The 19,990-nt window shown below is 68.0% G+C and carries 20 protein-coding genes; 9 read left to right on the top strand and 11 right to left on the bottom strand.

Annotated features, from left to right (window positions below):
• The first annotated feature begins 80 nt into the window (after positions 1 to 80).
• The 5 genes from EV651_RS24355 (at position 81) to EV651_RS24375 (ending at position 5,789) form a co-directional block, all read left to right on the top strand.
• Positions 81 to 521, top strand: coding sequence for a hypothetical protein (locus EV651_RS24355; protein WP_133787559.1), 441 nt, complete (start codon positions 81 to 83; stop codon positions 519 to 521).
• Entirely contained in the window at positions 518 to 2,647 is a 2,130-nt protein-coding gene (locus EV651_RS24360) for a bifunctional polysaccharide deacetylase/glycosyltransferase family 2 protein (RefSeq protein WP_238157156.1), read from the top strand. The genes EV651_RS24355 and EV651_RS24360 overlap by 4 nt, the downstream gene beginning before the upstream one ends.
• Before the next feature lie 35 nt (positions 2,648 to 2,682).
• The gene (locus EV651_RS24365; protein WP_133787560.1) at positions 2,683 to 3,441 is read left to right on the top strand and encodes a trypsin-like serine protease; all 759 of its coding nucleotides are present in this window, start codon (positions 2,683 to 2,685) and stop codon (positions 3,439 to 3,441) included.
• A gap of 114 nt (positions 3,442 to 3,555) precedes the next feature.
• A complete protein-coding gene (locus EV651_RS24370) occupies positions 3,556 to 5,136 on the top strand; it encodes an FAD-dependent oxidoreductase (protein ID WP_133787561.1) in 1,581 nt (526 codons plus the stop codon).
• Positions 5,133 to 5,789 (top strand): Rid family hydrolase, encoded by a 657-nt coding sequence (locus tag EV651_RS24375; RefSeq protein ID WP_133787562.1) that lies wholly within the window; start codon positions 5,133 to 5,135, stop codon positions 5,787 to 5,789. Before EV651_RS24370 ends, EV651_RS24375 begins: the two co-directional genes overlap by 4 nt.
• A 40-nt stretch (positions 5,790 to 5,829) precedes the next feature.
• Here EV651_RS24375 and EV651_RS24380 read toward each other — a convergent pair whose 3' ends face one another.
• On the bottom strand, positions 5,830 to 6,051 hold the full coding sequence (locus EV651_RS24380; protein WP_133787563.1) for a hypothetical protein: 222 nt from the start codon (positions 6,049 to 6,051) through the stop codon (positions 5,830 to 5,832).
• A 59-nt stretch (positions 6,052 to 6,110) separates the two neighbouring features.
• On the opposite strand from EV651_RS24380, the gene EV651_RS24385 reads away from it, so the two are divergent.
• On the top strand, positions 6,111 to 6,500 hold the full coding sequence (locus tag EV651_RS24385) for a cupin domain-containing protein (RefSeq protein WP_133787564.1): 390 nt from the start codon (positions 6,111 to 6,113) through the stop codon (positions 6,498 to 6,500).
• An 89-nt stretch (positions 6,501 to 6,589) separates the two neighbouring features.
• Here EV651_RS24385 and EV651_RS41510 read toward each other — a convergent pair whose 3' ends face one another.
• Entirely contained in the window at positions 6,590 to 6,736 is a 147-nt protein-coding gene (locus tag EV651_RS41510; RefSeq protein WP_166658752.1) for a hypothetical protein, read from the bottom strand.
• Entirely contained in the window at positions 6,733 to 6,912 is a 180-nt protein-coding gene (locus EV651_RS24390; RefSeq protein WP_133787565.1) for a hypothetical protein, read from the bottom strand. Before EV651_RS24390 ends, EV651_RS41510 begins: the two co-directional genes overlap by 4 nt.
• 127 nt (positions 6,913 to 7,039) lie before the next feature.
• Here EV651_RS24390 and EV651_RS24395 point away from each other — a divergent pair, with 127 nt between their 5' ends.
• The 3 genes from EV651_RS24395 to EV651_RS24405 all read left to right on the top strand — a co-directional run bounded on the left by EV651_RS24395 (position 7,040) and on the right by EV651_RS24405 (position 11,328).
• Positions 7,040 to 8,344 carry a transcriptional regulator gene (locus EV651_RS24395; protein ID WP_133787566.1) on the top strand — a complete coding sequence of 435 codons (1,305 nt, stop codon included), beginning with the start codon at positions 7,040 to 7,042 and terminating at the stop codon, positions 8,342 to 8,344.
• 69 nt (positions 8,345 to 8,413) lie between these two features.
• On the top strand, positions 8,414 to 10,177 hold the full coding sequence (locus EV651_RS24400) for a hypothetical protein (protein ID WP_133787567.1): 1,764 nt from the start codon (positions 8,414 to 8,416) through the stop codon (positions 10,175 to 10,177).
• Entirely contained in the window at positions 10,159 to 11,328 is a 1,170-nt protein-coding gene (locus tag EV651_RS24405) for a DegT/DnrJ/EryC1/StrS aminotransferase family protein (RefSeq protein WP_133787568.1), read from the top strand. Before EV651_RS24400 ends, EV651_RS24405 begins: the two co-directional genes overlap by 19 nt.
• A 59-nt stretch (positions 11,329 to 11,387) precedes the next feature.
• Here the strand turns inward: EV651_RS24405 and EV651_RS24410 are convergent, their stop codons facing one another.
• From EV651_RS24410 to EV651_RS24445, 8 genes are all read right to left on the bottom strand, one after another.
• Positions 11,388 to 12,173 carry a dipeptide/oligopeptide/nickel ABC transporter ATP-binding protein gene (locus EV651_RS24410; RefSeq protein WP_133787569.1) on the bottom strand — a complete coding sequence of 262 codons (786 nt, stop codon included), beginning with the start codon at positions 12,171 to 12,173 and terminating at the stop codon, positions 11,388 to 11,390.
• The gene (locus EV651_RS24415) at positions 12,166 to 13,143 is read right to left on the bottom strand and encodes an ABC transporter ATP-binding protein (protein ID WP_133787570.1); all 978 of its coding nucleotides are present in this window, start codon (positions 13,141 to 13,143) and stop codon (positions 12,166 to 12,168) included. The genes EV651_RS24410 and EV651_RS24415 overlap by 8 nt, the downstream gene beginning before the upstream one ends.
• The gene (locus tag EV651_RS24420; protein ID WP_238157157.1) at positions 13,140 to 14,069 is read right to left on the bottom strand and encodes an ABC transporter permease; all 930 of its coding nucleotides are present in this window, start codon (positions 14,067 to 14,069) and stop codon (positions 13,140 to 13,142) included. The genes EV651_RS24415 and EV651_RS24420 overlap by 4 nt, the downstream gene beginning before the upstream one ends.
• On the bottom strand, positions 14,056 to 15,033 hold the full coding sequence (locus EV651_RS24425; RefSeq protein ID WP_238157158.1) for an ABC transporter permease: 978 nt from the start codon (positions 15,031 to 15,033) through the stop codon (positions 14,056 to 14,058). The genes EV651_RS24420 and EV651_RS24425 overlap by 14 nt, the downstream gene beginning before the upstream one ends.
• A gap of 1 nt (position 15,034) precedes the next feature.
• Positions 15,035 to 16,822: a peptide ABC transporter substrate-binding protein gene (locus tag EV651_RS24430; RefSeq protein WP_133787571.1), complete on the bottom strand. Its 1,788-nt coding sequence runs from the start codon at positions 16,820 to 16,822 to the stop codon at positions 15,035 to 15,037.
• Between the two features lie 133 nt (positions 16,823 to 16,955).
• Positions 16,956 to 18,521, bottom strand: a complete 1,566-nt coding sequence (aceB, locus tag EV651_RS24435; protein ID WP_133787572.1) for a malate synthase A — start codon at positions 18,519 to 18,521, stop codon at positions 16,956 to 16,958.
• 41 nt (positions 18,522 to 18,562) lie between these two features.
• Entirely contained in the window at positions 18,563 to 19,420 is an 858-nt protein-coding gene (locus tag EV651_RS24440; protein WP_133787573.1) for an LLM class F420-dependent oxidoreductase, read from the bottom strand.
• The gene (locus tag EV651_RS24445) at positions 19,417 to 19,974 is read right to left on the bottom strand and encodes a TetR/AcrR family transcriptional regulator (protein ID WP_133787574.1); all 558 of its coding nucleotides are present in this window, start codon (positions 19,972 to 19,974) and stop codon (positions 19,417 to 19,419) included. Before EV651_RS24445 ends, EV651_RS24440 begins: the two co-directional genes overlap by 4 nt.
• Positions 19,975 to 19,990: the final 16 nt, after the last annotated feature.

Genomic DNA, 19,990 nt, shown 5'->3' on the forward strand with positions numbered 1-19,990 from the left:
ACGCGACCGGGCGTCGCCGTCGCACCATCCGCAGAACTGGCGCTGTCCTCGCCGTACCTACCGTCGGTTACCTCGTGCTCATGGTCAGTAGTCTTCTCGGCGGGCCGCGGATGGACACCCCGCTCATTCCGCTCCCGGAAGCAGCCAAGCCCAAGCACCGGCCGACCGCTCCGCCGGCCGAAATCGCGATCGAAACAGTGCGGCCCACGACCGGGAACACACCCAGTACGCCGGGTGACGGGCCGAGCGAGACCTCCACGCCGCAGACTCCGTCGACCACCCCCACCGGCGTACCGACCTCAGGTCCGACGACCGTCCCGACCACCGTCCCGCCGGTGACTCCGGTGCCGCCGCCGACCGTCGTACCGACGACTGCTCCGACGACGGCCACGGCCACACCGCCGGGCCGGACGAACTCGCCCACGACCGCCACACCCACACCGGCCCCGACGACCACCACGACACACGGCAACAAGCCGACCACGCCACCCGGTAAGACCAAGGCGCCGACTACGCCGTGAGCAGACCAGTCGCGCGGCGGGCCAAGCAGGTCCCGCTCCGCACGCATTGGGTCGTGCTGACCATGTTGCTGGTCTGCCTGGCCAGCATGCTGTTGCTGAACGGCTACACGCACCACATGCTCGGTGCGTTGTCCGAGGGCGCGCTCCAGCAGACCGGCGGCTCCGGAACGGTACCGCGGCAGATCCGCACCGGCGGACCGGTCATCGACGCCGGCGAGGGCACTCCCCGGTCCGTGTCACCGAAGGCCCGCACCATCGCGCTCACGTTCGACGACGGCCCGGACCCGGTCTGGACGCCGAAGATCCTGGACCTGCTGCGGCAGCAGCACGTGCACGCGACCTTCTTCGTCATCGGCACCGAGGTCGCGGCACACCCGGAGCTGGCCCGGCGGATCCTTGCCGAAGGGCACCAGATCGCCCTGCACACGTTCACCCATGCGAACCTGTCGACCGCGGCCTCCTGGCGCCGTGCGCTCGAGTTCCGGCAGAGCCAGCTCATCCTCGCCGGAGCGACAGGTACCAGTACGACACTCTTCCGCCCGCCCTATTCGTCCGAACCGAGCGCATTGAACGACCGCGACTGGGCAAGCCTCCAGGAGATCCGGAAGGCCGGCTACCTCAGCGTGCTGAGCACGCAGGACAGTGAGGACTGGCGTAAGCCCGGGACCGAACAGGTCATCGCCAACTCGATGCCGCGCAGCACGGCCGGACAGGTGCTGCTGATGCACGACGCGGGAGGCGACCGCAGCGAGACCGTCGAGGCACTGAGCAAACTGCTCCCCCGGCTGAAGGCACGTGGCTTCCGGTTCGCCACGGTCAGCGAAGCGGTCGGCCTGCCGGACCCCACCCGCACAGCGAGTGTGCTGGACCGCGGTCGCGGTCTCGCGGTCATCTGGGCGATGCGGATCAGCGACGCCGTGCTCGCCCTGATCGGCTGGTTGCTGTACGCCGCCGGCGCGCTGAGCGTGCTGCGCGCGATCACCACGGTCATCGCGGCCCGACGGCACGTGAAGATGCGTGGCTGGTCGTACGGACCCCCGGTGACGGAACCGGTCAGCGTCATCGTTCCGGCGTACAACGAGAGCGCAGGTATCGAGGCCGCGATCCGCTCGCTGGTGGCCTCGGACCACCCGCTGGAGGTGATCGTCGTCGACGACGGGTCGACGGACGGTACGGCGGACCTTGTCGAAGCGCTGCACATCCCCGGGGTCCGCGTGATCCGCCAGCCCAACTCGGGCAAGCCGATCGCGCTGAACACCGGGCTGCAAGCGGCCCGGTTCGAGCTGATCGTGATGGTCGACGGCGACACCGTGTTCGAGCCGGACGCCGTCCGCAAGCTCATCCAGCCGTTCGGGCACCCGTCCGTCGGGGCGGTGTCGGGCAACGCCAAGGTGGGCAACCGGCGCGGTCTGCTCGGCCGCTGGCAGCACATCGAGTACGTGATCGGGTTCAACCTGGACCGCCGGTTGTTCGATCTCGCCGAGTGCATGCCCACCGTGCCCGGTGCCGTCGGCGCGTTCCGTCGTACGGCGCTGGAGCGCATCGGCGGACTGAGTGACGTGACGCTGGCCGAGGACACCGACCTGACGATGGCGCTGTGCCGGGACGGATGGCGGGTGGTCTACGAGGAGAGTGCGGTGGCGTGGACCGAGGCGCCGGCGTCGCTGGGCGCACTGTGGCGGCAGCGGTACCGCTGGTGCTACGGGACGCTTCAGGCGATGTGGAAGCACCGCGGGGCGATGGTGCAGGGCGGTCGGGCCGGGAAGTTCGGCCGTCGCGGTCTGACGTACCTCATGCTCTTCCAGGTGCTGCTGCCGCTGCTGGCACCTGTGGTGGACGTGTTCGCGATCTACGGTCTGGTGTTCCTCAACCCGGTCCGCGTGCTGTCGGTCTGGGCCGCCTTCGTCGTACTGCAGTTGCTCATGGGCTTCTACGCGTTCCGGCTGGACGGGGAGCGGGCCGGACCGCTGTGGACCCTGCCGTTGCAGCAGTTCGTCTACCGGCAGCTGATGTACCTGGTGGTCATCCAGTCCGTCTTCACCGCACTGGCCGGCACCAGACTCCGGTGGCAACGCATGGAGCGCTACGGCAGCCTGCAAGCACCCGTAGGCCCGGAGGTTCGCTAACCTACTGTGACAGTCGTCGCACGTAGGGTTAAGGAATGTTGAAGCGGGCTGCACTTCTTGTCGGGGTTCTGCTGGTTGTCACGGCAGGTGCGAAGCCGGTGGTCGTCGGGGGGACGGTCGCGAGCACGGCCGAGGCGCCGTGGGCGATCGCGTTGAACAACACGCAGTCCATGTCCTCGAGCGGCCGGTACTGCGGAGCCGCACTGGTGGCACCGAACAAGATCGTGACGGCCGCCCACTGCATGGACGAGCCGGTGTCGACGTACTACGCGGTGCAAGGGCGGGCGGACCTCGCGGACGACTCTGTCGGACGGGTGTCGGCGATCAGCAAAGCGTGGGTCCACCCGGGCTACAACACGAAGGACCATCGGTACGACGTTGCAGTGCTGACGTTGGCGAAGCCGTTCGTCGGCGTACCGGTACTGCCGCTGGAGACCCGAGCGCGAGCCGATCGGGCAGGCGTCGTACCGACTGTGTACGGCTGGGGTGACACGCAGGACACCGGACCGGACGAGACCTTGCAGAAGGCCGCCGTACCGGACCTCGGCGACAAGGCGTGCCTGGCAGTCAAGAGCTACGTCTCCAACGGGTACGCCGCCGCCACCAACGTCTGCGCCGGCTACCTCGCGGGCGGCACCGACGCCTGCCAGGGCGACTCCGGCGGCCCACTCGTGCTGAACGGCCGACTGCTCGGTGTCGTCTCCTGGGGCCAGGGCTGCGCCGAACCCGGCAAGCCCGGCGTCTACACGGAGATCGCGGGCGCGGCGAAGCCGATGCTCCAACAGGTTCGTTAAGCCGAAACATACCTGTCAGTACGAGCGTCTACACGTTACGGTCCTGTCACGCTCCGAAAACACCATGTCCTTACCTTTCTGGTCAGCTACCCAGTTGCTCAGTGAGGAGAAGGTATGGCGCAGACTCGTCGTCAATTCCTGCAGCAGGTCGGAATCACCGGTGGAGCGGGGGTGCTCTACTCCACCATGTCGGCGCTCGGCCTCACGGGCGTCGCCGAGACTCCCGCGTACGCCGCCCCGTCGCGGGCCGATCTCAACGGCCGAGGCGCCAAGCACGTCGTCATCCTCGGCGCCGGGATCGCCGGGCTCACGTCGGCGTACGAACTCCTGAAGGCCGGCTACCAGGTCACCCTGCTCGAGGCCCGGCAACGCCCGGGCGGCCGCAACTGGACCGTTCGCGGCGGCACCGTCGAGACGGACCTGGCCGGAAACACCCAGCGCGCGACGTTCTCGCCCGGCCAGTACATGAACGCCGGGCCGGCGCGGCTGCCGCAGCACCACGTGACGCTCGACTACTGCCGCGAGCTCGGCGTCGCGATCGAGCCGTTCGTCAACCAGAACGCGGACGCGTACCTGTACCGCGAAGGCACCACCAGCCTGTCGAACAAGCCGATCCGGCACCGCACCGCCAAGGCGGACGTGTACGGCTACGTCGCCGAACTGCTCGCAACGGCCGCCGATCAGGGCGCGCTCGACGCCATGCTGACCGCGACCGACAAGGAGGCGCTGATCGGGTTCCTCAGCAGCTTCGGCTCGATCGGGAACAAGGCCTCCGGGTTCGCCTACACCGGGACCGACGGCCGGCGCGGTTACACCGTCGAGCCGGGCGCCGGGATGGAGGCCGGCACGACAGCCGCGCCGTACGCACTGAGCGACGTCTTCGCCAGCGGCGTCGGCAACTACTTCTCGTTCGAGTTCGGCTGGGACCAGGCGGTGATGATGTTCCAGCCGGTCGGCGGGATGGACCGCATCCCGTATGCGTTCGAGCGGGCCGTCGGCAAGGACAAGATCCGGTACGGCGCCGAAGTGACCGGGATGAACAACACCGGCAACGGTGTCCAGGTCACCTACAAGACCGGGTCGCGGACCAGGATGATCACCGCGGACTACGCCATCTGCACGCTGCCGCCGCACCTGGCCGCGAAGGTCTCGTCCAACCTGCCGGCGCCGATCGTCGAGGCACTCAAGTACGCCCGGCCGACGAACGCGGGCAAGATCGGCATCGAGTACGGCCGCCGCTGGTGGGAGGAGGACCACCGGATCTACGGAGGCATCACCAACAGCAACCTCGACACCGTGAACACCTGGTACCCGTCGTACGGGTTCCACGGCGATCGCGGCACCGTGATCGGCTACTACAACACCGGCGCCAACGCCAACGCGTACGGCGCTCTGACGCCGGCGGCCCGCCTGGAGCGCGCGCTGATGCAAGGCACCAAGATGCACGGCGACGTCTACTCGAAGGACGTGAAGGCGTCGTTCTCGGTGAACTGGATGGGCACCAGGTACTCCGAGGCTTCCTGGGTCAGTTGGCCGTCACAGACCGACGGGATCTACGCCCGGCTGCTCGAGGCCACCGGCAACATCTACTTCGCCGGCGACCACCTGTCGCACGCCATCGCCTGGCAGCACGGCGCGATGGTGTCCGCCCGCGCGGCCGTGACCGCCCTGCACAGTCGGGTGGCGAGCCGATGAAGCGCACCTCTCTGATCGCGGGTTCCGTCGCGTTGGTCGTGTCGTTCACAGCAGGCGCCGGTACGGCGGTCGGCTGGTGGGACCGGCCGAAGCCGCCGAAACCCGGCACCGTCGTACCCGCCCTGCCCGCCGGGCAGTCCAACCCGATGATCGCGACCGGTGTCGGCATCGGCGCCAACACCCCGGTCTACAAGACGAGTGGGATCGGGCCGTCGGCGCTCAACACGGGCGCTCCGGCAGGGTCCGAGGCGTCGTACATCGACACCGCGATCTTCCCGGGCGGGACGTTGCCCGCCGGCGTCACCATCACCGAAGCCCAAGGGATCAACGTCCTCCGGCGGATCGGCGAGAACCTCGCGGCCGCCGGGCTGTCCTACGCCGACGTCTACACGATGCGGGTCTTCCTGCAGAACCCGGCCGGCGCGACGGTCGCCGACTTCGCCGGGTGGAACCGCGCATATCGCCAGTACTTCGCGAACACCGACCTCACCACCGGCGCCTACGTCCCCGTCCCCCTCGGTACGGCGGCGCCCGCGAAACCGTTCGTGGTCAACAAGTCCCGCCCGTCCCGCTTCGCCCTGGAGATCGAGAACCTCCCGGTCGGCGGCTGGCTCGTCGAAGTCGAAGTCGACGCGGCCTACCCGACACGCTGACCGTTCCGAATGCCCCGGCAATCCAGCCGGGGCATTCGGGTTACAGAACCGCGCCGCGTGGCGCGATCTCGACTGAGGCGACTCCGCGGGAGTAGAGCACCATGTCCCGGTCGCCATGTCTGCACCGAAGCAGTCCGTTGTCACTCGCGAGTGCTGTGACGGCATGCTGGACAGTCACGTCGTCCGCTGCCCCGGGCTCGTCGTAGGTGACATCCAGTTGGTCGCCACTGATCAGTCGGACCCGCAACACAATCCTCGCCATAGCCGAACCTTACGCGCCGCCCGGTGGCCGGACAGCTCGCGCGGCGGCAGACTGGTGTCATGACTGAGCCGGTCCGTGTGATCAAAGCCGGTGACCTGGTCGCCGCCGACCCGACGGCCGGCATGCTCCGGATGCGAGCCTTCGAGCTCCCGATCCTGTGGGCCGGCCAGGTCATCACCCAGCCCGGTGCGATCTCCGGCTGGCACCACCACGACCGGAACGAGAGCAGTCTCTACATCGTGTCAGGGGTCCTGCGGCTCGAGTTCGAGGGCACCGACGAGTACCTCGACGCGGTCGCCGGCGACTTCGTACACGTACCGGCCTTCACCATCCACCGCGAGAGCAACCCCACCACCGACCCGTCCCTGGCCATCATCGCCCGAGCCGGCGGCGGAATCCCCACCGTCAACGTCGATCCGCCGGTGATCAGGAGGACGGGAGCTCGGTAAGAAGTTCGAGCTTCGGCAACCCGATGTAGATAGCATCGTGCGCAACCAGCGGCAGGCCCCACCGTAGCGCGGTCGCCGCTATCCAGAGATCACCCTGATGCTGCTTCTGATGCAGCGGGCGCGATGGCGATCCGCCGGCCGAAGACGTGCTTGCCGTAGAGCGGCACGAGCGTCGAGCGGGGCTTAAGCCAAGCAGTGAAGACGTTCGTGTCGAGCAGGACCGTCCCAACGGTCACTCGTGGATCGCCCGGACGAACCGGTCCCATTCGTCGTCGGCGAGATCGGGGATCTCGAACGACTCGTCCTCGCGCAGCGGCTCGCTGTCGCGCAGAAGATCCTCGAGATTCTGCCGTTGCCAGTAAGAAGCGTCGGCAGGGTCCACAGCATCCGGCGCTGGTGTTGGTTCAGACATCACCGACCACCTCCTTCTCTTCCAGACTACCGCAATCGATAGGCCTCCAGAGGGCGAAGTCAACAGGCTGTGGACGGCTAATCTGGCTGGGTGTTGATGCTTATCGTGGGTCGAGGACGACGCTGAAATGGCGACGCATGAGCAGGTCACGGTTGGTGTTGTTGGCGCTGAGCAGATTGTGCGCCGGATCATCAACCTGGCTCGCGAGTTGGACAATCCCGGTTTGCGGCTGGTCACCGCGCAGTACGCCGACGAGCACGACGCCCATGAGCAGGCAGTCCGGATCGCCTCCCGTGTCGACTCCTTCCTGTTCGCGGGACCGCTGCCGTACGACGTGGCGGTCGCAGGCGGGCTGCCGGTGCCGGCGACGTACGTGCCGAGCGGCGGGCCGGCGTTGTTCTCGACCCTGCTTCGCGGCGTGCTCGAGAAGGTCTTCGATCCGGCCCGGATCAGCGTCGACACGATGTCGCGGCGCGATCTCACGCATGTCTACGAAGAGATCGGCCTGAGTGCTTCCGGCGTACGGCTGAAGGAATACACCGGCCCCGAGTCGGCCGAGACGTTCCTCGACTTCCACCGCACGCTGCACGAGCGCGGGCGGACCACCGGGGCGGTGACGACCGTGCCGACCGTCGACGTGGCGCTGCGCAAGGCCGGCGTACCGACGCTGCGGATGACGCCGTCGTCGATGACGATCCGGCAGGCGCTGACCACGGCGATCCTGATGGGCAGTGGCGCCAAGCTCGAGGAGTCCCGGATCGTCACGATGATCGTCCGGGTCCCGGCGGCCTCGTTGCCGGCGCATGCGAGCGCCAGCGCGTACTGGTACCAGGAGCTGCGGCTGTCGCTGCACCGCGAGTTGCTGCGCGACGCCCGGCCGATGGACGCGGCGGTGGTGCCGCGGGACGAGCACAGTTTCCTGATCGTCACGACGATGGGCTCGTTGCGGCTGGCAACCGACAACCTGTCGATGGCGCCGTTCCTGGACCGGATCTCCGAGGAGCTGGGGATCCGGCTCGAGGTCGGCATCGGACTCGGTACGTCGACCCGCGAGGCGGAGGTGAACGCGCAATCCGCGGTGGACAAGGCGGCGGGTGGCGGGACCGCGTTCGTGGTCGGGCCGCACGGTTTCGTACTGCAGGTTCCTGGAGAACGCACGCGCGCTGCCGAGCGCCCGGTGCCGGGCGACTCGCGCGCGCTGCAGATCCTGGCCACGCTGGCCGAGCAGCTGGAGAACGCGAACGACACCGAGCGGGTCGTCGACGCGGAGAAGGTCGCCGAACTCCTCGGCGTCACACTGCGAACCGCCCGCCGAACCTTGAGCACGCTCGTCGACGAGGGGCTGGCCTGGCCGATGCCGCCACCCCGCTCGAGCAAGCTCGGCCGGCCCCCACGGCCGTACCAACTGCTGGTCGAGAAGATCCCACGCTAGTTATTACGGTCGTCCATAACAGCTATTTAGGCCTTGCCGATGAAGGGCGCCTGAGGCAGGGTTGGTCGCGTGCCAGAACCCCTTCACGCAGTCGCAGTGGTGGACAACCGGGCGGCGACCGAGCGGGCCCACCAGGCGGGTCAGGACGCCTGGTGGGTCTACCTGGCCGAGGTGCTCGGACACCTGCGCCTGCCGTACCGCTTGATTTCCCCTGGCGACGCGGACGACGACGTCGCCGTGTTGGTCTACGCGACCACACCAGACGACCCCGCCGACGGACTCGAGCAGTGGGTTCGCGACGGCGGTGTGCTGATCCTCGTCGGCGACCCCGGTCCGCTGGCCGCGCTCGCGGGCGTCTCGGCGGGCGAGAGCGTCCCGGACGGCCACGTCGTACTGTCCGAAACCCCCGTTTGGTCATCCCGCCCACCGGTCGCATTGCACGCCGTCGGCGGTCATCGACTCACTGGCCAGGATGTCGAGGTGCTCGCCCGCTGGCAGGACGACGACACGGCCGCGGTCACCCTCCGCCGGCTCGACGCGGGCGTCGTGCTGACGTACGGCGTCGACCTGTGGCAGACCATCGTCCGGATCCAGCAGGGGTACGCCGTCACCGCCGACGGTGCACCGGCCGCCGACGGCACCGCGCCGATCGACGACGGCATCCTCAAGTGCGAGGACGGGATGGTGCTCAGCTTCGAGCGGGACCGGGCAATGCCGCCGGGTGAGCCGGAGTTGCTCCCGACGTACGAGCACACTTATCCGCCGCCGAGCGCCGTACCGATGTTCGACCAGCCGCACGCCGACTGGTGGTGCTCGTTGTTCGCGCAGAGTCTGTGGTGGGGCGCTTCACTGGCCGGCGCGGCAGTGCCGTGGCTCTGGTACTGGCCGGCCGGCGTCGACGCCGTCGCGCACATGTCGCACGACTCCGACCAGAACGTCGAGGAACACGGCCAGGCGGCAATCGACGCGTTCGCCGAGGCCGATGTCCAGGTGACGTGGTGCCATGTGTTTCCGGGCGGGTACTCGCCCGAACTGTACGAGGCGATCACCGCGGCCGGGCACGAGAATGCCCTGCACTACAACGCGATGGGCGATGCGGACCTCGCGGTCTGGGGCTGGCCGCAGATGCGCGCGCAGTACGCCTGGGCGCAAGCCGTCACCGGGACCGAGCAGATCGTCTCGAACAAGAACCACTACACCCGCTGGGAGGGCTGGACCGAGTTCTACACCTGGTGCGAACGACTCGGCATCCAGATCGACGAGTCGCGCGGACCCAGTAAACAAGGTGATGTGGGCTTCACGTTCGGCGCCTCGCACGTTTCGTTCCCGATGGCACCGGTTGCCGAGGGCAACCGGATGTACGACGTCCTCAATCTGCCGCTGCACACCCAGGATCTCGCCTGGGCCGGGCACCCTTCGGTCCGGGACGTGATCCTGGACGGGGCTCAGTCGGTGCACGGCGTTGCACACTTCCTGTTCCACGGGCCGCATCTGCATCTGCGTCCACCTACTCGAGCGGCGTGTATCGAGCTCGCTGCGGAGGCCCGGCGGCGCGGGATGCCGTGGTGGACGGCAACCCGGATCAACAGCTGGGAGCGCAGCCGTCGTGGAGTCGTGCTGTCGGTCGAGCCGCATCCGGACGGTCTCGCCGTACGGGCTGAGGCCTCGGAGCCGGTGCCGGGCGCTGCGGTGTTGCTCGCCGTACCGAGCACTGGCCCCATTGTGAAGGAGGGCAAGGGTTCGGCCCAGACAGTAGTGCGGCTCGGGCGGACCTTCGTCGAGCTGACCGCGGATATCGTTGCCGGAGACAACAGATGGGTGATCACACCATGATGTCCGAGATGTCCGAGATGCCGGAGTGGCCGGAGTACGGCGACGAAGAGGCGAAGGCCCTGCTGGACGTGCTGAACTCGGGGAAGTGGGGTAGCACGAGCGGGGATGTCGTTGCTACCTTCCAGCAGGAGTTCGCGGAATACCAGCAGGCCGGGCATGCGATCTGCCTCGCCAACGGGACGCTCGCCATCGCGGTGGCATTGCGGGCCGCCGGCGTCGGCATCGGTGACGAGGTGATCGTGCCGCCGTACACCTTCATCGCGACCGCTTCAGCGGCGCTGTTCGTGGGTGCGGTGCCGGTTTTCGCGGACGTGAACGCGGACACTCATCTCCTCGATCCGGTCGCGGCCGAGGCTGCGATCACCGAGCGGACGAAGGCGATCGTTGTCGTCCATCTCGCGGGCCGGCCGGCCGACATGGACGCCTTCAACGCGCTCGGCGCCAAGCACGGGCTGACGATCATCGAGGATGCGGCCCAGGCGCACGGGGCGGCGTACAAGGGCAGGCCGGTCGGCGCGATCGGGGATCTCGGCACGTTCAGCTTCCAGAGCAGCAAGAACATCACGGCCGGCGAAGGAGGCGCCGTACTCACCGACTCCTCGGAGTTGGCGGGCGCCGTGTACTCGCTGGTGAACGTCGGGCGGGTGCCGGGCGGTGGCTGGTACCAGCACGAGGCGGTCGGGTACAACCTGCGCCTGACCGAGTTCCAGGCGGCGATCCTGCGCGTCCAACTGCGGCGGCACCCGCGGCTCCAGGAGGTGCGCGAACGCAACGCGCGGCTCCTCACGGACCTGCTCTCAGACGTTGACGGCATACAGCTCGCCCCGGACGACCCGGCGATCACCGCACACGGCCGGCACCTGTTCATGCTCCGAGTTCCCGGCCGCCGCGACGCCGTACTACAGTCCCTCGCCGCCGCAGGAATCACCCGAGCATCCAGCGGCTACGTCCCCCTGCACCGCAACACCGCCGTACTCCAAGAATCCAAAGCAATCGCCACCCGCCTGAGTCAGCCCTACCCCGAGGCCGACTGCCCGAACGCCGACAACGTCTCCACCGACACCATCTGGCTCCCCCAGCCCTACCTACTAGCCACAGAACAGCAAACCCGAACCATCGCAACCACCCTCACCAAGGCATTAGGTAGCTAGATCCGTCACCTGGGGAGGGCTTCCTGCCCAAAACGGGCAGAAACCCTCCCCAACCCCGGCTACGGGGCTGAGTCTTGGCGGATGGGGAGTACGGCGGACAGGAGTTGTCTGGTGTAGTCGTCTTGGGGGGAGTGGAAGAGGGACTCGGTGGTGTTCTCCTCGACCAGGCGGCCCTTGTTCATGACTGCTACGCGGTCGGCCAGGCGTTCTACTACTGCGAGGTTGTGGGAGATGAACAGGAACGACAGGCCGAGGCGATTGCGGAGGTCGGTGAAGAGTTCGAGGATCTGGGCCTGGATCGAGACGTCGAGGGACGACGTCGGCTCGTCGCAGACCAGGAGCTCGGGTTCGAGGGCCAGCGCGCGGGCGATCGCGATGCGCTGCTGCTGACCGCCGGAGAACTGCCGGGGGTACAGCTCCGCGTGGCCGGTATTGATACCGACCAGCTCGAGCAGTTCAAGGGCCTTGGTACGTCGGGACTCCTTGTCGCCACGTTCGTGCAGGCGCAGCGGCTCCATCACGTTGCCGATGGCACTGAAATGCGGCAGCAGCGAACCGTACGGGTTCTGGAAGACCATCTGCATCCGCGGGCGCAACATCCGCAACTCGCGAGCCGGGAGCGTGCCGAGGTCGCGACCGTCGAACGAGACGCGGCCCGACGTCGGGGTCTGCAGGCCCATCATCAACCGCGCCATCGTGGACTTACCGCTGCCGCTTTCCCCCACCAGGCCGAGCGTCTCGCCGCGATGCACCGTCAGCGAGACGTCGTCGACAGCGCGGACCTCGCCGGCGCGGGTCCGGAAGACCTTGGTCACCGACTCGGCACGGACCAGTTCGTCAGGCATCGACGGCCACCTTCCAGCACGCGGCGTCCCGACCGGGACCGATCGTCAGGATCTCTTGCTCCGTCGCACACCTGGGCAGCTCGGCCTGCGCGCACCGCGGGTGGAACGGACAGCCCTCGGGGCGATGCGACAGATCCGGCGGGCTACCCGGAATCGGCCGCAACGGCAGGGCCCGGCCACCGACCTCGACACCGGACCCGAGCAGGCCAACGCTGTACGGGTGGCGCGGGTCGTCGAGCAGCCGGTCCATCGGCGCCCGCTCGACCACGCGACCGGCGTACATCACCACCGCGTCGTCGCAGAAGTAGCGGGCGACACCGAGGTCGTGGGTGATCATGATGACGCCGGTGCCACGGTTCTTCAGCTCCGCCAGCAGGTCGAGGATCTGCCGTTGCACGGTGACGTCGACGGCGGTGGTCGGCTCGTCGGCGATCAGCAGCGCGGGCTCGGTCACCATCGCCATCGCGATCATCGCGCGCTGCCGCATCCCGCCGGACAACTGGAACGGGTACGTGCGGATCCGCTTCTCCGGATCGGGAATCCCGACATCGCCGAGCGCGCGAACCGCACGTTTGCGCGCTTCGGCCTTGTTGCCGATCCCGTGCCAGAGCAGGTGTTCGGTGAGCTGACGCTCCAAGGTCAGCGTCGGGTTCATCGCCTCCATCGCGCTCTGGAAGACCATCGCGATCTCGCGACCACGGACCTTGCGCAGCTCCTTGTCGCCGATCGCCAGCAGGTCCCGGCCGCCGAACAGCGCCTGACCGCCGGTGATCCGCGCGGTCCGCGGCAGGATCCCCATCACGCTGCGCATGGTGACGCTCTTGCCGCTGCCGCTCTCGCCGACGATCGCCAGGGCCTGCCCACGTCGTACGTCGAAGGACACGCCGTCGACCGCCGTCAGCGGCTCGGCGCCGTCGCGCCGGAACGTCGTCCGCAGCTCGCGGACGGACAGCAATGCGTCTTCACTCATCGCTGCTCTCCACTCGGGTCGAAAGCATCCCGTACGCCGTCGCCGATCCAGGTGAACGCCAGCAACGTCAGGGCGAACAGCACCGCCGGCGCGACCAGCATGTGCGGCGCTGCCAGGAGGTACCGGCTGCCCTCGCTGATCATCGCGCCCCAGGACGGAGTCGGTGGCTGTACGCCGAGCCCTAGCAACGCTAGCCCTGCCTCGGCGGCGATCGCGGCCGGGATCGCGAAGCTGGTGGTGACCAGGATCGGCCCGATCGCGTTCGGCAGGATGTAGCGGATCGCGATCGTACTGCCCTTGGCGCCCATCGCCCGGGCTGCCTCGACGTACTCGCGTTCCTTCAAGGTCATCACCTGGGCCCGGACCAGCCGTGCCTGGGTGACCCACGACGCGATCCCGATCGCGACCACCAGCGCGAAGATGCTGCGACCGAGCACGGTGACCATCACGACCGCGAACAGGTAGCTGGGGAACGCGTACATCACGTCGGTGAATGCCATCAGCAACGACTCGACCCGACCGCCGAGGTAGCCCGCGAGCAGTCCGATCGCCAGTGCCAGTACGAGCGCCGTCAACTCGGCGCCGAACGCCACGGTCAGCGCGGTCTGCAGACCGTAGATCAGCCGGCTGAGAATGTCCCGGCCGAGCAGGTCCGTGCCGAGCAGATGCCCCGGGGCACCAGGTCCCGCCAGCTTGTGCTGGATGTCGGTTTCCTCATACCCGTACGGCGCGATGAGCGGCGCCGCGATCGCCGTGAGGATCAGCAGCGCGCAGAAGATCAGGCTCCCGAACGCCAACCGGTGTTTGCGAAACCGGGACCAGGCCCGCGACCAGGGCCCGCCCGCGGTGGTCCCGCGCTCGATCGGCTCCGGTTCGCCGGTACTCATGCTGCCGACCACGGCCTCGACGCCCTCAGTGGCCGTCATGGGACCCACCTCCCACGGTACGGATTCGGGGATCGAGGAGCCCGTAGATCAGGTCCACGACCAGGTTGGTCACCATCAGGATCAGCGCGAAGAACATCGCCGTACCCATCAGCAACGGCATGTCCCGGCTGGCCGCCGCGTTCGCGAAGTACAGGCCGAGACCGGGGATCCGGAGCAGTGCCTCGACGAACACCGTGCCGGTCATCAGTGCGGCGAGCAGCGGGCCGGCCACGGTGACGAGCGGGATCAGCGAGTTGCGCAGCGCGTGCCGGATGATGACCGTCCGCCGCGGACCGCCCTTGGCCAGCGCGGCGGTCACGTACTCCTCGCGGAGGGTCTCCAGCATGCTCGACCGCACGTAGCGCGCCAGCACCGCGGCCGGCCCGAGGCTGAGCGCGAGCACCGGCAGGATCAAATCCTCCGGGCCGTTCCAGCCGCCGGACGGCAGCAACTTCAGGGTCGCGGAGAACAGCAGGATCATGAACGCCGCGGTCAGGTAACTCGGCAGGGCGTGCCCGAGGGTGACCGCGAACATCGTCGCGTGGTCGGTCTTGGTGTTCTGGCGCAATGCCGCGAACACCCCGATCGGTACGGCGATCAGCAGCGCGAGGAGGACCGCTAGCAGCGCTAGCGTCGCCGACACCGGGAACGCCTCCGCGATGATGTCCTGGACGTTGCGGCTGGCGTACTTGTACGACGGTCCGAAGTCCCAGACGACCGCGCCCTTCATGAAGATCAGGTACTGCTTCCAGACCGGTACGTCGGCGCCGTACCGGGACTGGAGCTCGCCGACCATCGACTCCGTGCCGACGCCGCCGAAGTTCGTGGCGCCGCTGTTCACCCGCTGCAGATCGGCGAAATTGCCGGGCGCGAGCTGCAGCAGGGTGAACGTCAGCATCGAGACCGCGATCAACGACAGGACCAGGCGCACTGCGCGCTTGCCGAGGTAACCGGCGAGCCCCACGTCAGCTCCCTACGCTCAGCGGCTTGAGGTAGAAGTAGTCCGGATAGGCCCGCAGTTGCAGCCCCTTCACCTTCGGCTTGACCGCGTGGAAGAGACTCAGCCAGAGCACCGGCAGGTAGAGGTACTGCTCCTCGCGCAGCTTCGCGGCCTGCTTGTACAAAGCCATGCGCTTCGCGTCGTCCGGCTCGGTGTTGGCCTTGTCCACCAGCGCACCGATCTCAAGCGCCGGCTTCGAGGCATGGCTGGCGAGGATGGCATCCAGCTGTGCGGTCTTCTCCGCCGGCTTGAGGTTCTTGTCCTCCTGCACGGCCTGATACTTCTGCCACTGGTCGCTCGGCAGGCTGATCTCCTGAACGTTCTTCGGCGACCAGAGCGAACCGACCATCGTCGGCCACGTCGGCAGTCCGGCGAACGTGCCGTAGTAGAAGCCGATGTAGTTGCCCTTCTGAACCTGCCAGCGCCGTTCGGTGTACACGCCGGACTCGACATGGTCGACACTCGCCTTGATGCCGAGCTGCTTGGTCCAGCTGTCCACCATCGCGTCAGCCAAGGTGGTGTCCGGTACGCCGACGAGGATGCGCACCGGCGGCAGGCCCTGGCCGTTCGGATAGCCCGCCTCGGCGAGCAGGCGCTTCGCCTCGGCGACGTCCTCCTTGATCCCGAGGCTTTCGTCCCAGCCCCCGGTCCGGCTGGTCACCAGCGAGACTCCCGGCTCCTGACCCGGCTGCACACCCGCCAGGGTCTTGCGGTCGAGCGCCAGCGACAAGGCCTTGCGGACCCGGACGTCCTCCATCGCTGGGTGCTGGCTACGCAGCTTCGCGAGGTAGAGGATGCTGTAGTTCTCGGTCTGCTGGAGCTCCTTCGACAGCTTCGCGTCCTTCTGGAACCGCAGTACGTCGGGGCCGGCCAGCTGCACCAGATCGGTCTCGCCGTTCTCGTACGCCACGGTCGCCGTCGCGGCCGCACTGGGCTCGACCAGGTTGACCTGGATCCGTCCGAGCTTGACGTTGCCGCGGTCCCAGTACTTCTCGTTCGGCACCAGGATCAGCTTCGAGTTCTGGACCCACTCGGTCACCGTGAACGGCCCGTTGGACACGTAGTTGGGCGGGTTCTGCCAGTCCTTCGGCTTGCTCTCCACCAAGTCCATCGGCAGCGGCAGCATCGCCGGGTGGGTCAGCGCGAGCAGGAAGTCCGGGTTGGGGTTGGACAGGGTGAGGACGAGCTCGTGGTCCCCGGTCGCCTTCACGCCGACCTTCGACCAGTCGGTCAGTACGCCGGCCAGGAAGTCCTTGGCGCCCTTGATCCCGGTCGAGACCTGGTAGCTGTTCGCGCCGAGCGTCGTACCGCCGGCCGCCGTCGCAGCGGGCGTGAACAGCCGCTTGTAGGTCCGCTCGAAGTCCTGTGCGACGACGGGCTTGCCGTCGGACCACTGCGCGTTGTCGCGCAGCGTGAAGGTGTAGGTCAGGTGGTCGTCGGAGACCTTCCATTCGGACGCGACGGCCGGCAGCACGCCGTCGCCCTTCTCGTTCTGGGTCACCAGGCCCTCGGAGATCCCCCGACTGAGGATCCACATGCCGTTGGTGATCACCTGCGGGTCCAGGACCTCGACCGGTACGTAGTCGATCTTCAGCGTCGACTGACCGTCGGCCGCCTTGCTGTCGTCACCGAACAGACCGCAACCGGTCAGCGACCAGCTACCGCCGATCGCGGCCATGGTCAGACCGGACAATCGCAGGAAGTCACGCCGGGTCTGACCGGCCAGGGGAACCGAGCTCGCGCGCTTCGCCATGGAGTGCCGCCTTTCTGGCGTCCTGAACTCGACTTATGGCGCGACCGTAGGGCCGTACGAGCGTCGATGTCAACGCTTTACGGCCATTACCGAAATTGATCTGGATCGGTTCCCCCGGCGGCAGACTCCAGGTTCAGCTGAAGCGCTCGTACGCCGGGAGCGTCAGGAAGTCGACGTACTCGTCGGCGAGCGCGACCTCCAGGAACAGGGCACGAGCGGCGTCGTACCGCTCCGGCGTACCGAGTTTCGCGATCTCCTCGTCGGCGATCCGCTCGACCAATTCGGTGCTGACCGTTTCCCCGCTGTCGAGGGTGACGTGGTTCTGGCGCCACTGCCAGATCTGCGACCGGGAGATCTCGGCGGTCGCCGCGTCCTCCATCAGGTTGAAGATGCCGACGGCGCCGGTGCCGTCGAGCCAGGCGGCCAGGTACTGGACGGCGACACTAACGTTGCTGCGCAGACCGGCTTCGGTGACCTCACCCGGCGTGGCAGCGACGTCGAGCAGCTGCTCCGCGGTGACGGCGACGTCCTCGCGGAGTTTGTCGAGCTGGTTGGGCTTCGAGCCGAGAACCTTGTCGAAGACGGCCTTGCAGGTCTCGACCATGCCCGGGTGCGCGACCCACGAACCGTCGAAGCCGTCGCCGGCCTCGCGGGTCTTGTCGGCCTCGACCTTCGCGAACGCCTGCTCGTTCACCGCCGGGTCCTTGCTCGGGATGAACGCCGCCATCCCACCGATCGCGTGCGCGCCGCGCTTGTGGCAGGTCCGCACCAGCAGCTCGGTGTACGCGCGCATGAACGGCACCGTCATCGTCACGCTGTTCCGGTCCGGCAGCTGGAAGTCCTTGCCGCGGGTGCGGTGCGTCTTGATCACGCTGAACATGTAGTCCCAGCGTCCGGCGTTCAGACCGGCCGAGTGCTCGCGCAGCTCGTACAGGATCTCCTCCATCTCGAACGCGGCCGGGTAGGTCTCGATCAGCACGGTCGCGCGGATCGTCCCGCGCGGGATACCGAGCGCTTCCTGCGCGGTGACGAACACGTCGTTCCACAGCCGCGCCTCGAGGTGCGACTCCATCTTCGGCAGGTAGAAGTACGGTCCCTGGCCGCGGTCGAGCTGCGGCTGCGCGCAGGCGCTCAGGTAGAGCGCGAAGTCGACCAACGAGCCGGAGGTGCGCTCGCCGTCGACGAGGACGTGCTTCTCCGGCAGGTGCCAGCCCCGCGGCCGTACGACGATGGTCGCGAGCTCCTCGTCCGGCTTCAGCGCGTAGCTCTTCGTGTCGGTACTGAAGTCGATGTTCCGGGTGATCGCGTCCAGCAGGTTCAGCTGGCCGCCGACAACGTTTTCCCAGGTCGGCGTGTTCGCATCCTCCTGGTCGGCCAGCCACACCTTGGCGCCCGAGTTCAGCGCGTTGATCGTCATCTTCCGGTCGGTCGGACCGGTGATCTCCACCCGCCGGTCGACGAGCCCCGGAGCAGCGGGCGCGACCCGCCACTCCGGGTCGTCCCGCACGTCCTTCGTGTCCGCAAGGAACCCCAGCGACGCCCCGGCCGCGATCTCCGCGACGCGCTGCTTGCGCCGCTCGAGCAGCTCCCGCCGCCGTCCGTCGTACGCACGGTGCAGCGTCTCGATCAGTCCGAGCGCCCGCTCGGTGAGGATCTCGTCGTACCGCTCGCCCATCGGGCCGGTGACGTCAACAGACACTGAAGCTCCTCGTGATTGGTGGTCTTCCCCAGACGTTACCTTCAGCCGAGCCTGGGCCGTACGTCGCGCAGGACTTTGGCGTGCTCCTCCGGCCGAGACAGCCCGAGGTTCATCGTGTTGACGCAGAGGTGCGTGGCGCCGAGGTCCCGCCAGCCGTCGGCGAAGGCACGCCAGTCCTGTTCGGGTACGGCGCCGAGCGTCAGTCTGGCCTCGATGCCGACGGACTGCGGGTCGCGGCCGGCCGCCTCCGCTGCCTCGCGGATCGTCGCGATCTGCTCGCGGGCCTTCTCGTCCGGCGCGGATTGCGGCATCCAGCCGTCACCGATCCGCCCGGTACGACGCAGTACGGCATCCGCGCTGCCGCCGAACCAGATCGGGATTTCCCTGCCGGGCAAGGGATTCAGTCCGGCTTCCTCGATCTCGTGGTACTTGCCGTCGATCGAGATCACGGGATCCGCCCAGAGCCTCCGCAGTACGTCGACCTGCTCCTCGAGCAGAGCGCCGCGCTGCTTGAACGGTACGCCGAGCGCCTGGTACTCGACGTGGTTCCAGCCGATCCCCACCCCGAGGCGGAGCCGACCGCCGCTCAGTACGTCGACCTCGGCCGCCTGCTTCGCCACCAACGCCGTCTGGCGCTGCGGCAGGACGAGTACGCCGGTGACGAGCTCCAGCTCCGTGGTGATCGCGGCCAAGTAGCCGAAGAGAACGAAAACCTCGTGAAACAAGGACTTGTCGGTGTACCCGCTCCAGCCCGGGCGATTCGACGGATCCGCGCCGAGCACGTGGTCGTACGCGAGCACGTGGCTGTAGCCGACGCCCTCCACGGTCGTCGCCCAGTCGCGCACGACCTTCGGGTCCGCGCCGATCTCGAGCTGCGGAAACACCGCACCGATCTTCATTTCGCTCCCAACAAGTCGATGAGCCCGTGGATCGCGAGCTCGAACGGTTCGGTCGACCCGGCCGCGCGGGCGAGCACGTACCCGCCCTGCAGGACGGCGGCGATCGTCGCGGCGGTCCGCTCCGGGTCCAGAGACTCGGGAAAGTCGCCCGTACGCTTGCCTTCAGCAACCACCTCGGCGAGCCGCGCCCGCAACCATTCGAACGTCTCCGCGACCGGTGCCCGCAACTCCGGATCCGCAACCACGTCCGGATCCGCCGCGAGGCGCCCGACCTGACACCCGCGCAGCACGTCCCGCTCCCGCCCGAGGTACGCGCTGATCCGCTCGGCCGCCGTACCCTCACCGGCCAACTGCACCTCGGCAGCCGCCCGCAGCTCGGCCCCCGACCGCTCGATCGCCGCCTTCGCCAGCTCCGCCTTCCCGGTGAAGTGGTGATACATACTCCCCTGCCCGGCGTCCGCGGCCCGCTGGATCGCCTTGGGCGAGGTCCCCACGTACCCCCGCTCCCACAACAACTCCTGCGTACTACGAATCAACCGCTCCACCGTCTCCACATTCCCCACTGTACCC

Origin of the sequence: Kribbella sp. VKM Ac-2571, from assembly GCF_004362255.1 — a bacterium.
Lineage (GTDB): Bacteria > Actinomycetota > Actinomycetes > Propionibacteriales > Kribbellaceae > Kribbella > Kribbella pratensis.

Bases quoted from the DNA above. Each gene is read 5' to 3' on its own strand.
- EV651_RS24355 (WP_133787559.1), top strand. From the start codon at position 81: ATGGTCAGTAGTCTTCTCGGCGGGCCGCGGATGGACACCCCGCTCATT.
- EV651_RS24365 (WP_133787560.1), top strand. From the start codon at position 2,683: ATGTTGAAGCGGGCTGCACTTCTTGTCGGGGTTCTGCTGGTTGTCACG.
- EV651_RS24370 (WP_133787561.1), top strand. From the start codon at position 3,556: ATGGCGCAGACTCGTCGTCAATTCCTGCAGCAGGTCGGAATCACCGGT.
- EV651_RS24375 (WP_133787562.1), top strand. From the start codon at position 5,133: ATGAAGCGCACCTCTCTGATCGCGGGTTCCGTCGCGTTGGTCGTGTCG.
- EV651_RS24380 (WP_133787563.1), bottom strand. From the start codon at position 6,051: ATGGCGAGGATTGTGTTGCGGGTCCGACTGATCAGTGGCGACCAACTG.
- EV651_RS24385 (WP_133787564.1), top strand. From the start codon at position 6,111: ATGACTGAGCCGGTCCGTGTGATCAAAGCCGGTGACCTGGTCGCCGCC.
- EV651_RS24390 (WP_133787565.1), bottom strand. From the start codon at position 6,912: ATGTCTGAACCAACACCAGCGCCGGATGCTGTGGACCCTGCCGACGCT.
- EV651_RS24395 (WP_133787566.1), top strand. From the start codon at position 7,040: ATGGCGACGCATGAGCAGGTCACGGTTGGTGTTGTTGGCGCTGAGCAG.
- EV651_RS24405 (WP_133787568.1), top strand. From the start codon at position 10,159: ATGGGTGATCACACCATGATGTCCGAGATGTCCGAGATGCCGGAGTGG.
- EV651_RS24410 (WP_133787569.1), bottom strand. From the start codon at position 12,173: ATGCCTGACGAACTGGTCCGTGCCGAGTCGGTGACCAAGGTCTTCCGG.
- EV651_RS24415 (WP_133787570.1), bottom strand. From the start codon at position 13,143: ATGAGTGAAGACGCATTGCTGTCCGTCCGCGAGCTGCGGACGACGTTC.
- EV651_RS24420 (WP_238157157.1), bottom strand. From the start codon at position 14,069: ATGACGGCCACTGAGGGCGTCGAGGCCGTGGTCGGCAGCATGAGTACC.
- EV651_RS24430 (WP_133787571.1), bottom strand. From the start codon at position 16,822: ATGGCGAAGCGCGCGAGCTCGGTTCCCCTGGCCGGTCAGACCCGGCGT.
- EV651_RS24440 (WP_133787573.1), bottom strand. From the start codon at position 19,420: ATGAAGATCGGTGCGGTGTTTCCGCAGCTCGAGATCGGCGCGGACCCG.